Here is a 12,520-nt window from a genome sequence, read left to right as displayed (position 1 = left end):
TTAAGCGGCTTCTGCGTCGTCGTCAAATTCCGGAGCCATGCCGAGCGCGCGCATATAGGTTTCCAGGATGGTTTCTTCTTCTTCACGCTCTGCAGCATCTTTCTTGCGCAGGCGGATAATGGTGCGCAGCGTTTTGACATCATAACCGTTGCCTTTTGCTTCCGCGAAGACGTCTTTAATGTCGGATGCAATGCCTGCTTTTTCTTCTTCCAGCCTTTCAATACGCTCAATAATCGAGCGCAACTGATCGGCTGCAATACCACCAACTTTTGCCATAGTTCAATCCTTCCGTTTCTACGTTCCCCTTTTATTCGCAGGGGGAGCTATTGTGACGCAATTGCCCGGCGCTTGGCAAGGGATTTTTGATCGGCTAAGAAGCGCAGACTAATTCCCGTTACTGCGGACGGAGTTTCTTGCGCAGTGCGTTCCAGCCGAAATAGATTCCGCGCCAAGCGTCTCCTGTCGCAGCGCGTCCTAGTGTCACGGCCACGGCTCCCCAGATAATGGCGGGAATGCGCGGTAGCTTATAGAGCGGAGCAATCATGATCCAGAACCAGATATTGTTATGGAAACGGTTGTAGAACCTCTGATAATCTTCTTCCAGGTTGCTGTCTTCTGGTTTCAGGCGTTGTTTCCAGACGTAGAATGGGTAGAATCTCAACAGCATCTGCTTGGCTAATTGCCGGATGTTCTCTGAACCGATATCGAATTTGAATCGGTCAATAATAGCCCAGAAATTATTAATGAATACTTTTGTGATGGAATATCCCCCACTGTTATTGCGCTTGCATGCAACACTATAGCTTTCGCAATATACATTTGTGCCAGCGCGTAATGCAGCTTGATAAATTAAATAGCTTTGAACAAGATTTGTATCGCAGTATTGCCGTGCATCCATACCGGGCAATAAATGTTTTCCTATAATACAACTGGATATCAGTGTTGAGTGTGAACCCAATTTTACTATGAATTTGCCCGGCTTTAAGATTCTTGGCTTTCTTTCATAGTGGCCAGGGTATTCCATGCGAAAATCTTCATTATAACCATAGGGACGCAGAAAAATAACCCCATAATCATCTTGTTGAATGATTGCCAGAATTTTAGCTAATGTTCCATCTATAAGCAAATCGTCATCACCCAAGATCAGTACGTAACGTCCTGAGGCTTCGTTAAAACATTGGGCGATATTGTGATCGGAGCCGATATTTTCCGGGTTTCGGATATAGCGCAGCGGAATGCCATGGTCGATAAACTCCTGGACTACGGAAGCAGTGGCGTCTGTAGATGCATTGTCGGATATAAAAAGTTCAACTTTATCCGGGGGAATTGTTTTCAGTTCCTTTGCAAGCTGCACAAGATTCAGTCGTAGATAATCAGCTCTGTTCCACGTAGGAATTGCAATGGTCAGCTGAATAATAGAAGGTTCTCTATCAGTCATAGATATAATCAGGGCGCTTTCTTACGAACGGGCCAGAATACTCATAATACGTGCCACTCCCCATTTGTTCGTAAAGGAATAGGCCTTGCGTATAAAGTGCAGCATACCGTATTTACGGATGTAGTCCAGCAGGTAGGCGCAATAAGAATATTCCAGTGCGGATAATGTTATGTGTGTATTTGCCGTAGAGGTACTTTCTGCGGCATATTTTTGTGTCTGTGTAATGAAGTTCTGCAGTTGCAACCAGTAGCGTTCCATAACAGCTTCGTAATTATCCCGAAATTTATGTACGGTGGCCTTGGCTCTAGCAATTTCATCAGGATCGGTGCCCCATGCAAAGCCATCCATACCGAGATCCGCGAGTCCAAGTGACTTTCTCAAATGCTCATTAGGAATAAATACGGTTGGACACCCACATAATGCTGCTTCAATGGCCAGAGCTGTATCTTCATACGTATAAAATATTTCGCTTTTGCGGAATAACTCTGCGATTTGCTGCTTTGTGGGGGAATCTGGCTGATAGCGGGTGATCTCGGTACTGTTTGCTGTGATTGGCAATAATGTCCCTTTGTGAAAATCACGGTATTTTGCGGCATAAAAACAGCTGCCATGCCGTGGAGTATTGGCAGGAGGAGGAGTAAAAAGTTTGGGATCAGAAGCAGGAAGAAATAATACGCGATCCATTTTAATTCCCGCGTATTCTGCTAGGGTGCGGGAATAAGCGTATACCATTTCATGTGCGTCGTAATCTTGATCTCCTCCTAAGAGATTGGGATAATTTAATATATAGCGTATAATATGTTTTGCACCTAACGGATTCCCGGAAATACTTTCGGGGTAAACGACAATAGGGTGGCGGCCTTGCTGTTCAAAGTAGCTAATAATATTTTGAGTAATCAGAGGGGTACAAAGATCTGGGCAATTGGGGGATGAGAAGCGCGGATCTACAGTGAATTGTCGGTATGTATATATATAAGCATGCTGGCCCAGCATATTAAGGCTATGACATAACATATGCAGTGCGCGTATGCCGGCTGACATGCTGCTGTATTGAGGTGTAACTATTATATAAGGTGTTGTTTCTTCAGGAAAAAGATTTAATTGAGGAAGGGGCATTGAAGGAAATGGCATACAAATTTACAGTGGTAGTTCATAAAATATAAATCCAATTTTGGTGTAAACGATGGAGCTGAGTCAATGATAATAGTTAACTAGTAGCGATTCTATGTGGTTTCGTGAGGACATATGAGGGGCAATACGTTTAGTTGAAAGAACTGAGTGCTTTTAGGGGTTGTCATTCTGAGAAGGTAAGGCTAGAACTTGAATCGTAGCAATTATCTAATCCGGGGGATACATGAATAGGCTTGAGCAGGCGATGCTGGATATACTGAAGCGTGGCCGTGATGAATATGGTTATGTAGGGATAAAAGCTGAATTTGAGGCGGAAGGCACGCGCATGGACGAAATGCTGCGGCTGATCGACATTACTCGTCGGGCAGGATTAAAGATTGGTATTAAGATTGGCGGCGGCGAAGCGGTGCGCGACCTGATCGACAGCAAGCAGATTGGTGCTGACTATATTATCGCGCCGATGATCGAGAGCGCTTACGCTCTTTCCAAATATATTCAGATTAAAAATAAGCTTTATACGCCATATGAGCGTGAGCAGGTGCGCTTCCTGTTTAATGTGGAAACGCATGCAGCATTTGTTTCGTTGGATTCCATTCTCGAAATGGCCACCAAACCGGACGGTGCGGATGGTGTGGTGTTCGGCCGGGTGGATTATTCCGGCTCCTGCGGGCTTTCCCGTGATGCTATCACAGGCGATAAAGTAACGAATGACTGTGTTACTGCAGCCAAAGCCACCAAGCCGCACAAGCTTGACTTTGTCGTGGGCGGCGGCGTTGCTCTGGAGTCGATCGATACGTTGCGTAAAATCAATGCGGCATACCTGACGCGTTTTGAAACCCGTAAGGTCATTTTTGATGCGCAGTCCCTGAACAGGGAAGGGCAGGCTGAACAGGGGCTCCGCGAAGCAGTGGAGTTTGAATTGCTGTGGCTGCAGAATAAACGCAGTTATTACCTCACTATCTCTGAAGAGGATGTGAAGCGTATTGAAATGCTGGATGCGCGCGTGCAGCAGTTGCGGGCGCAGAGCAGCACCAGGAAACTGGTCGCTACGGCATAATCTCCCATGGGCAGGCTGTTATTATTCGGTGCAGGCGGTGCTATCGGCAGTGCCATAGCGGCTTATGCGGTGCAGCAGGGTTTTGAAGTGGTTGGAACGGGACGAAAGGCACCGGATAGTTCCTCTTCCAATCCGCGCCGATATACTTATATACAATATTCCGGAGAGGCGGATAGTGCTGCGCTTGCGGCTTCCGGTCCTTATGATGCTGTATGCTGGGCGCAGGGCGCTAATGCCGGAGATTCGGTTTATAATGTCGATATTGATAAGCATCATGAGCTTTATGATGCGAATTGCGCTTATATTCTTGCCTCATTGCGCCTGCTGCTAGAACGCGGATTACTGACCAGTCCGGCACGTATGGTGGTCTTAAGCTCCATCTGGCAGACGATTGCGCGTCAGGATAAACTTTCCTACACAATGAGTAAGGCGGCTTTACAGGGATTTGTGCATTCTGCAGCACTCGATCTGGGGCGTGACGGGCACCTTATTAATATTGTCATGCCCGGTGTCCTGGATACGCCGATGACGCGCGCCAATCTTAAGCCCGAACAGCTTGCACGCGTGATAGACGCAACCTTTTTCGGTCGGCTTGCCACCCCTGACGATGTGGCTTCGCTCGTCTGTTATCTATGCTCTAAGCAGAATAATAGCATTACCGGGCAGTCCATTGCCGTAGATTTAGGATTCAGCAATGCCCACATGCTTTGATATTGTTTCGCTGCACAGCATCTATGGAGTTGAAGTGCAGGCTGCTGCTGCGGCAAAGCTGCTTGAATCCAATCCAACCGCCCATGTGATTATTGATGCTGCGCTTGTGCAGCAGGTGAAACTTCTGCCCACCCATTCCTGCTTGAGTATTGTAGCGAATGAAGACAGCAAAGAGTTTGAAGCGATTGCGACTTATCTTGCGGTCTTACGTGAAGCGCGCCTGACGCGCAGCGGATTAATTGTCGCCATAGGTGGCGGCGTTATCCAGGATATCAGCGGTTTTATCGCTTCTATTTATATGCGCGGCGTTACATGGCATTATGCCCCGACGACATTGCTTGGGATGCTCGATTCCTGCATCGGCGGGAAATCCTCCATCAATGCCGCCGGAGTTAAGAATCTTGTTGGCACATACTGTCCGCCCAAAAGCATTATTGTCGATCCTGGATTTATTAAAACGCTGAAGCATGAACAGATTGTGGATGGGTTATGCGAAGCGGCAAAAATCTGCTTTGCACATCCGGACACGGCTACGTTCGATAAATATATGGCGCTTGATTGCCTTGAGCCGTTAACGCCGGAAGCGTATGATGAGCTCATCACGCTCACATTAAAAGCCAAAAAATGGTTTATCGAGAAAGATGAGTTCGACAAGAATGAGCGGCTGCTGCTGAATTTCGGCCATACGTTCGGCCATGCCATTGAGACGGCGGGTGATTATGTTATCAGCCATGGCATCGGGGTGGGGCTTGGAATGCTGTGTGCGATGGAGTTCGCTCAAAATTCTGCCGGGCATCCGCGTGTCAAACAATTGTATGAACATGTGCGGGCGCTGCTGGCTTCTGTTCCGGAGCTAGCGCAGCATGTGAAGAAACTGGATGCAAGCCGTGTTCTGACGGCATTCCAGAAAGATAAGAAGCATTCCCCGACACATTATACAGTTGTGGTGCCTGATGCGCAGGGGCAACTGGTAAAGGAAAAAATTGCGCGTGACGCACAATGTGATAAGCTGCTGGCGCAGGCGATAAATCAGGTAATTACGAGTCATGGCCAAATATAGTGATGTGATATGCGCTGCACTTAAGGCGCAAGGTTATACGCATTGTTTCTTTGTTGCGGGCGGGAACATCATGCACCTGCTGGAAAGCGCCAGCCGGTATTTTACCTGTGTGGCGGTGGTGCATGAGGTGGCGGCAGGTATTGCGGCGGAATATTTTAACGAAAGTGAAACGGGAGCGAAAGCGTTTGCACTGGTGACGGCTGGGCCAGGGCTTACAAATATCGTGACTGCTATGGCGGGAGCTTATCTGGAAAGCCGTGAACTGCTCGTAATCGGCGGTCAGGTGAAGACGGCGGATCTTGCGCATGGTAAATTGCGCCAGCGCGGCATTCAGGAAATTGACGGTGTCAGTATTGCTGCGCCGGTTTCCAAACGTGCTGTGCGACTGGATGAACCGGTTGCGCCCGCAAAGCTTACTGCCTTGGTGAACGAAGGCGCTTCGCCGCGTAAAGGTCCCATTTTTCTGGAGTTGCCACTGAATGTACAAGGGCAGCTGGTGGATGATGGCTGGCTCACTTCGGAAGCTGTTCAGGTCAAGGAACCTTCGCCAGCAAGTGCTGAGAATATTCAGCGCATAGAAGAGTTGGTGAAAGGCAGCGAACGTCCTGTATTGCTGTTGGGTGGCGGCATTACCCGCAAAGCAGCGGCAGCCTTTATGAAATCCGCCGAGAAATTCGGTATTCCGATTACGACGACCTGGAACGGTGCGGATCGCATCGCAGCAGATCATCCGCTTTATTTTGGCCGTCCCAATACCTGGGGGCAGCGTTATGCGAATCTGGTACTGCAGCAATCCGACTGTATTATCGCACTGGGCACACGTCTTGGCATGCAGCAGACCGGATTTAACTGGCAGAAATTTGCGCCGGTAGGCAAGGTGATCCAAGTGGATTGTGACAAGGCGGAACTCGAAAAAGGCCATCCGCGCGTAGACCTTGCCATTTGTGCGGATGCGAATGCAACGCTGTTGGCTTTGTGCGAACGGAAACTCGGTGATTACAGCCGGTGGATTCAGTATTGCCGCGAAATAAAAGAAGCCGTTCCTCTGATCGAGCCGATTAATACGACAGGTGAAAAGTATATCTCGCCTTACCGAGTCTGTGAGGCGCTTTCCGGCGTGGCGGGCGCGGAAGATATTATTGTTCCGTGCAGCAGCGGCGGCGCATTTACCGTCATGATGCAGACTTTTGCCCAGAAGCAGGGACAGACGATGATCACCGATAAAGGCCTTGCCTCCATGGGGTATGGTTTGAGCGGAGCTATCGGCGCGGCTTTTGCGAATCCGGATAGGCGCGTGCTGCTGGTGGAAGGAGACGGTGGATTTACCCAGAACCTGCAGGAACTAGGCACGGCACAGGTCAATAAACTGAATTTGAAAATCTTTATCTTTAACGACAATGGCTATGCCTCCATCCGCATGACGCAGAAAAATTATTTCGGCGGAAAATATGTGGGCTGCGATATCCGCACCGGCCTTGGCATTCCGGAGTGGAAACATCTGTTTGCAGCTTACGGCATCACGTATGTTCCGCTTGTGCCGGGATTTGAGAAGAATCCTGAGTTTCTTTCGGCCTTCAATGCGCAGGGGCCTGCGGCGTTCATTGTGCCGATCGACCCGGAACAAACCTATTTACCGAAGATCGCAAGCCGTGTGCTGCCGGGAGGCGGCATGGAATCCAATCCGTTGCACCGTATGTCGCCGCCATTGCCGGACGATGTGCTGCAACGCATCGGCAAATACCTGCCCCAGGAGGAGCAATAATATGGAAATGCGTAAAGAGAAGGTTGTCATTCTGGCGGGAGGCAAGGGTACGCGTCTTTCGGAAGAAACCGTTGGACGGCCAAAGCCGATGGTGGAAATCGGCGGCAAGCCGATCCTGTGGCATATCATGAAGATCTATCATCAGCACGGGTTCCGCGATTTCGTACTATGTCTTGGTTATAAGAGCTCGATGATCAAAGAGTTCTTCTATCATTACAGCATGTTCAATTCGGATATTACGGTTGAAACGCGCGAAGGCACTATCATTGCGCATAATGCCGATGTGGAAGACTGGCGTATTACGCTGGTGGATACCGGCGAAGAAACGCAGACCGGGGGACGTCTCAAGCGTGTGGGCAATTATGTGAAGGACGATGAGTTCTTCTGCTTTACGTATGGCGACGGTGTTTCCGATATCAATATTTCGGAGACTGTGAAATTCCATAAATCACACGGGAAGTATGCTACGATCAGCGGTGTGCGCCCGGCCGCGCGTTTCGGTGCGTTGCATATGGAAAACGGACTTGTGACGCGTTTCCAGGAAAAGCCGGATAATGAAGGCGGCTATATCAATGGCGGGTTCTTCGTGCTTTCGCCCAAGGTGCTGGATTATATCGAAGGCGATTCCATGCCGTGGGAAGCGGCTCCGCTTGAGGGTGTAGCGCGTGATAAGCAGCTTGCCGCCTATACGCATGACGGATTCTGGCAGCCGATGGACACGCTGCGCGATAAAACACATCTTCAGGAAATGTGGGACGCCGGCAAGGCGCCGTGGAAAATATGGTAAAAGCAGGTTTCTGGAAACATAAACGCGTTCTTGTGACAGGCCATACCGGCTTTAAGGGAGGTTGGCTTGCGTTGTGGTTGACGCAGATGGGAGCGGATGTCACCGGTATTGCGCTTGCACCGCATACGGAACCTAATTTTTTTGAGACGGTCGGGCTGGAAAAGCGCATGCACCATATCGTTGCCGATATACGCGACGGGGCGGAGCTGGCAGGACTTTTGCACAAGGCACAGCCGGAGATCGTGCTGCATCTGGCCGCGCAGCCGCTTGTCCGCTATTCGTACAAAGCGCCGGTGGAAACCTATGAAACCAATGTGATGGGGACGGTGAATCTGCTGGAAGCGGTGCGTGCCTGTCCGGGCGTGAAGGCTACGCTCATTATTACGACCGATAAATGCTATGAGAATGTCGAGCAGATTTGGGGATACCGCGAGCATGACCGTCTAGGTGGGCATGATCCGTACAGCAACAGCAAGGCTTGTGCTGAGCTTGTGGTGCAGGCTTATACGCGTTCTTTCTTCGTGCCGGGCGGTAAATCCGGAGCGATCGCGAGCGCACGCGCTGGCAATGTGATCGGTGGCGGCGACTGGTCGGAAGACCGGCTGGTGCCGGATCTGGTGCGCGGGTTGATGCAGGGGCAGGCGCCTGTGCTGCGTAATCCTTCTTCCGTGCGTCCGTGGCAGCATGTGCTGGAGCCGCTTTCGGGTTACCTGATGCTTGCGGAAATGATGTACGGCAAGATACAGGATGATCCTGTTGCCTATAATTTCGGACCGGATACATCGGGCCAGGTGGATGTGGGTACGCTGGCGCGCAGGTTCTGCGAAGTATGGGGCGGCGGCATTGAGCCACAGATTGTACCGGATCCGAAAGCGGTGCATGAAGCCCATCTCTTGACGCTCGATATTACCAAGGCACGCAAGCAACTGCATTGGAACCCGGTGTGGGATATGGAACAGACGGTCGTGGAAACGGCCTCATGGTATAAGGCCTACACGCAGAATGAAGATATGCTGCGTTTCTCGCTCGACCAGATCGAGCGTTACTGCGCGGCTTAACATAAAGGATAATGAAAGATGACATCGACGATGACCCAGACCAAAGAACGCACCGCAGAACAGGTGCGTGCCGAGATTGCCGAGCTGGTGAAGGAGGCCTACCAGCTTGAGCATGCGAAGAAACCGTTTGTGGCGGGACAGTCCGCCGTGCCAGTCTCGGGCCGTGTCTACACGGATGCGGATGTCAATATGCTGGTGGATTCGTCGCTGGATTTTTGGCTGACGACAGGGCGTTACAATCAGGTGTTCGAGAAACAGCTCGGCACTTTTCTCGGTGCAAAATTCGTGCTGACCTGCAACTCGGGCTCGTCTGCGAACCTGCTTGCGGCCACAGCGCTGACCAGCCATTTGCTGAAAGACCGCGCGCTGAAGCCGGGTGACGAAGTGATCACCTGTGCGACCGGGTTTCCCACTACCGTCAATCCGCTGCTGATGAACGGGCTGATTCCGGTGTTTGTGGATGTGCATCTGCCGACTTACAATATCGATCCGGCGCAGATTGAAGCGGCGGTGTCACCGCGCACGAAGGCGATCATGGTGGCGCATACGCTCGGCAATCCGTTCGATCTGGATGTAGTGATGGACGTGGCCAAACGCCATAATCTGTTCGTGGTGGAAGATACATGCGATGCGCTTGGCGCGACCTGGCGCGGGCGGAAAGTCGGCACGATCGGCGATATCGGTACGGTCAGCTTTTATCCTGCGCATCATATCACGATGGGCGAGGGCGGTGCGGTGTTCACGCAACGCAGTGCGCTCAAGCGCGCGCTTGAATCCCTGCGCGACTGGGGACGTGATTGTTACTGCGAACCGGGTAAGGACAATACTTGCGGCCGCCGTTATGAGTGGCAGCTGGGCGACCTGCCGACGGGGTATGATCATAAATATACCTATTCGCATCTTGGCTATAACCTGAAGATCACGGATATGCAGGCAGCAGTCGGTGTGGCGCAGATGGGGCATCTGCCGGGCTTCATTGAAGCGCGCCGCAACAACTTCAAGAAATTGCATGCGGGCCTGCAGGACCTGCAGGAGTTCTTCCTGCTGCCGGAAGCAACGCCCAACAGCGATCCTTCCTGGTTCGGTTTCCCGCTCACGGTGCAGGACGGCGTACCGTTTACGCGCGATGAATTCCTGATTCACCTGAATGAAAAGAAGATCGGCACGCGCCTGCTGTTCGGCGGCAATCTGCTGCGCCAGCCTTATATGAAAGGCCGTCCGCACCGCACGCACGGCACGCTGGAAAACAGCGACCGCGTCATGAATCATACGTTCTGGATCGGCGTTTATCCGGGACTGGGCGATGCGGAAATCGGCTATATCCTGGACGTATTCCATGATTTCTGCCGTAGAGCTTGAACCTTCCATTGCAGCACGTGTTAAAGAAAGCGGCGCGCATTTCGTCGTAACAGGAGCGACTGGCTGGTTTGGCAAGGCGTTGCTGGATGCGCTCACTCATGCGCTGGGTGAAGAAAGCAAAGAGCGGCTGCATGCGTTTGCTTCGCGCGAAAATGCAGTAGAGTTGATGGATGGGACTACGGTGCCCGTACGACCTTTACAGGAAATCAATGCGTTGCCGCAGCAGCACCGTTATTTTGTCTTTCATTTGGCTTTCCTTACAAAAGACAAGCAAAGCGCCATGCCTCTGGAAGAGTATGCAGAACGCAATCGAGCGATTCGTACACAGGTGGGAGAGGCGCTTGGCAGGCTGAATGTATCCGGTCTGTGCGTCACTTCGTCGGGTGCGGTTTATACGAAAGAGCGCACGCTTAACCGCGATCTGGAAGCCTATCCCTATGCTGCGCTCAAGGTCGAGGAAGAGGAGTATTTCACGCGCCTTTGTGCCGGACGTATTCCGCTTATTATTCCGCGCATTTTCAATATGAGCGGACCTTACATCAATAAATGGGATGCCTATGCACTTTCCAGCCTGCTTCAAATGGCGATGCGGGGGGAACCTCTGATAATCAAAGCGCGCCATCCGGTAATCCGCAGCTATGTGTATGTCGGCGATATTATTAATGTCGTGACCGGCTGGCTGTTGCAGACCCAACCGGAAACCTTGATCTTTGATGTTTCTTCTTCCGAAACCATTGAAATCGGAGAACTGGCGGAACGTATCTGCCAGCTTACAGGGCGGGACAGCAGTGCTATTATCCGCGATTATAATCCTTCATTGCCGGCGGATAGGTATAGAGGGGAGGGGGAGGTGTTTGGGGAGATGTGCCGAAGAGCTTTCTTATCTTCCGAAGCCCAGATGAATCTCACATACCAATATATGCGTCCTTTAATAGGTATCCTATCAGTGGAGCCTTCTTAGTATTCTGATAACAGGGCGCAGTAAGCGTGAAGCACAGCGCCGTGCCATTGTTCTCACATATCCTTTGTGGCGGGCACTGAAGATAAACCGACCAATGCATCTATAAGGTTTTAACAACTCAGGACGTTCAATGTAGACAGCTGTGTTGGCTATTGTTATCGGATTCTCGGAATCACCTCCCATGGTTGGATTCAGAAGGGGGCGAAAGTGCCTTAATTCAATAGGAACGATTTCATTATAAAGTCTATTAATGACTGCATTGGCTTTTCGTTCTTCCGGGGAGGCATTTGCTGTAAAGTGTTTTATACTCTCGAGAAAAGAATGTACCCGCTGACTATTTGCGGCAAGTGCCTCATAATGACAGTGCATTACCCGTTCATGGTCAAATGGCGTTGTCAGAGATTCAAGAAAGGCGGCTACATCAACATATAAACCATGTAAAGGCACATTAAAGTTCTGATTCAATGTGCTGCCGCGTAATGCATGAACGAGATAAGTCGGAGTTCCCAACAGCGTAGCTTCATAATTTAAATTGCTAATGGGATCGAAGGAAATCAAAGCATCGGCTTTTGCCACTAATGTGTAAAGCAAGTCCTTGGAGCTTGGCCAATGCCTTGTGATGTAAATAATCTTTTTTCCTTTGCAGAATTGTCTGATTGCCGGAGGCAATGGGGTGATATGGCCTTTTCCGGTATAAATTACAATGCTGTTATTTTTAGGGAGCTTTCGTAAATCTGTCAGTTGATCAGTCAGTTCGGTGAGAGCCGGGTGAAAGTAAAAGTTAGGCAAGTGCGTACTTATCTGCCGGGAATAAGCAACAAGCAATTCCGTGTCCTCAAAATGGGGGGCGGGATGCCCAAGCAACCCCGGAATATTGCATAGCCACCAACAGGTTAACTTATGAGAATAACGCATTTTATACGTTATCTCCGGCGGTGCGCTGTCCGGCAGGAGCGCGATTGAATCTTCACTGTTAAAACGTGTAGTGTACAACGGTTGATATTGGGAAGGCGTATCACTGATCCTATAGTGGATATCCCAGGGAATAATCCGCACATTGCAGCCTTGTTTGCTCATTTCAAGAGCGGCATCATGAAAGATTTTTATTCCATTGCTGAATGGCACGAAGCCGGGAAGAGAAATAGTTATGTTCATAAGTAATGTATTTATCGTGTCTAGCGGTAGTCTGAATTCTT

General features: G+C 50.3%; 12 protein-coding genes. 8 read left to right on the top strand and 4 right to left on the bottom strand.

From position 1 onward, the window contains the following. The 3 genes from VFT64_12425 to VFT64_12415 all read right to left on the bottom strand — a co-directional run bounded on the left by VFT64_12425 (position 1) and on the right by VFT64_12415 (position 2,569). Positions 1-276 carry a DUF2312 domain-containing protein gene (locus VFT64_12425; GenBank protein HEU5048635.1) on the bottom strand — a complete coding sequence of 92 codons (276 nt, stop codon included), beginning with the start codon at positions 274-276 and terminating at the stop codon, positions 1-3. 118 nt (positions 277-394) lie between these two features. Then, positions 395-1,438, bottom strand: a complete 1,044-nt coding sequence (locus VFT64_12420) for a glycosyltransferase family 2 protein (GenBank protein HEU5048634.1) — start codon at positions 1,436-1,438, stop codon at positions 395-397. Positions 1,439-1,459: 21 nt separating this feature from the next. Then, positions 1,460-2,569: a hypothetical protein gene (locus VFT64_12415; GenBank protein HEU5048633.1), complete on the bottom strand. Its 1,110-nt coding sequence runs from the start codon at positions 2,567-2,569 to the stop codon at positions 1,460-1,462. A 223-nt stretch (positions 2,570-2,792) separates the two neighbouring features. Here VFT64_12415 and VFT64_12410 point away from each other — a divergent pair, with 223 nt between their 5' ends. From VFT64_12410 to VFT64_12375, 8 genes are read left to right on the top strand one after another with little or no spacing between them, the layout of a single operon-like run. Next, positions 2,793-3,626: an aldolase/citrate lyase family protein gene (locus VFT64_12410; GenBank protein ID HEU5048632.1), complete on the top strand. Its 834-nt coding sequence runs from the start codon at positions 2,793-2,795 to the stop codon at positions 3,624-3,626. Positions 3,627-3,632: 6 nt separating this feature from the next. After that, on the top strand, positions 3,633-4,337 hold the full coding sequence (locus VFT64_12405; protein ID HEU5048631.1) for an SDR family oxidoreductase: 705 nt from the start codon (positions 3,633-3,635) through the stop codon (positions 4,335-4,337). Next, on the top strand, positions 4,321-5,397 hold the full coding sequence (locus VFT64_12400) for a 3-dehydroquinate synthase family protein (protein ID HEU5048630.1): 1,077 nt from the start codon (positions 4,321-4,323) through the stop codon (positions 5,395-5,397). Before VFT64_12405 ends, VFT64_12400 begins: the two co-directional genes overlap by 17 nt. Continuing rightward, the gene (locus VFT64_12395) at positions 5,384-7,159 is read left to right on the top strand and encodes a thiamine pyrophosphate-binding protein (protein HEU5048629.1); all 1,776 of its coding nucleotides are present in this window, start codon (positions 5,384-5,386) and stop codon (positions 7,157-7,159) included. Before VFT64_12400 ends, VFT64_12395 begins: the two co-directional genes overlap by 14 nt. A gap of 1 nt (position 7,160) precedes the next feature. Further along, complete coding sequence (rfbF, locus tag VFT64_12390; protein ID HEU5048628.1) at positions 7,161-7,946, top strand: glucose-1-phosphate cytidylyltransferase; 786 nt, start codon at positions 7,161-7,163, stop codon at positions 7,944-7,946. Further along, positions 7,940-9,004, top strand: a complete 1,065-nt coding sequence (gene rfbG, locus VFT64_12385) for a CDP-glucose 4,6-dehydratase (protein HEU5048627.1) — start codon at positions 7,940-7,942, stop codon at positions 9,002-9,004. Before rfbF ends, rfbG begins: the two co-directional genes overlap by 7 nt. 18 nt (positions 9,005-9,022) lie before the next feature. Continuing rightward, entirely contained in the window at positions 9,023-10,363 is a 1,341-nt protein-coding gene (gene rfbH / locus VFT64_12380) for a lipopolysaccharide biosynthesis protein RfbH (GenBank protein ID HEU5048626.1), read from the top strand. Beyond that, complete coding sequence (locus VFT64_12375) at positions 10,341-11,324, top strand: NAD(P)-dependent oxidoreductase (protein HEU5048625.1); 984 nt, start codon at positions 10,341-10,343, stop codon at positions 11,322-11,324. Before rfbH ends, VFT64_12375 begins: the two co-directional genes overlap by 23 nt. Here VFT64_12375 and VFT64_12370 read toward each other — a convergent pair. Next, positions 11,307-12,479, bottom strand: a complete 1,173-nt coding sequence (locus tag VFT64_12370) for a hypothetical protein (GenBank protein HEU5048624.1) — start codon at positions 12,477-12,479, stop codon at positions 11,307-11,309. The genes VFT64_12375 and VFT64_12370 overlap by 18 nt on opposite strands. Positions 12,480-12,520: the final 41 nt, after the last annotated feature.

Source organism: Rickettsiales bacterium (assembly GCA_035765535.1).
Lineage (GTDB): Bacteria > Pseudomonadota > Alphaproteobacteria > Rickettsiales > JABCZZ01 > JABCZZ01.
The sequence above is the reverse complement of the archived record's forward strand: the minus strand, read 5'-3'. Positions and strand labels throughout refer to the sequence as shown.

Bases quoted from the DNA above. Each gene is read 5' to 3' on its own strand.
- VFT64_12425 (HEU5048635.1), bottom strand. From the start codon at position 276: ATGGCAAAAGTTGGTGGTATTGCAGCCGATCAGTTGCGCTCGATTATT.
- VFT64_12420 (HEU5048634.1), bottom strand. From the start codon at position 1,438: ATGACTGATAGAGAACCTTCTATTATTCAGCTGACCATTGCAATTCCT.
- VFT64_12415 (HEU5048633.1), bottom strand. From the start codon at position 2,569: ATGCCATTTCCTTCAATGCCCCTTCCTCAATTAAATCTTTTTCCTGAA.
- VFT64_12410 (HEU5048632.1), top strand. From the start codon at position 2,793: ATGAATAGGCTTGAGCAGGCGATGCTGGATATACTGAAGCGTGGCCGT.
- VFT64_12405 (HEU5048631.1), top strand. From the start codon at position 3,633: ATGGGCAGGCTGTTATTATTCGGTGCAGGCGGTGCTATCGGCAGTGCC.
- VFT64_12400 (HEU5048630.1), top strand. From the start codon at position 4,321: ATGCCCACATGCTTTGATATTGTTTCGCTGCACAGCATCTATGGAGTT.
- VFT64_12395 (HEU5048629.1), top strand. From the start codon at position 5,384: ATGGCCAAATATAGTGATGTGATATGCGCTGCACTTAAGGCGCAAGGT.
- rfbF (HEU5048628.1), top strand. From the start codon at position 7,161: ATGGAAATGCGTAAAGAGAAGGTTGTCATTCTGGCGGGAGGCAAGGGT.
- rfbG (HEU5048627.1), top strand. From the start codon at position 7,940: ATGGTAAAAGCAGGTTTCTGGAAACATAAACGCGTTCTTGTGACAGGC.
- rfbH (HEU5048626.1), top strand. From the start codon at position 9,023: ATGACATCGACGATGACCCAGACCAAAGAACGCACCGCAGAACAGGTG.
- VFT64_12375 (HEU5048625.1), top strand. From the start codon at position 10,341: ATGATTTCTGCCGTAGAGCTTGAACCTTCCATTGCAGCACGTGTTAAA.
- VFT64_12370 (HEU5048624.1), bottom strand. From the start codon at position 12,479: ATGAACATAACTATTTCTCTTCCCGGCTTCGTGCCATTCAGCAATGGA.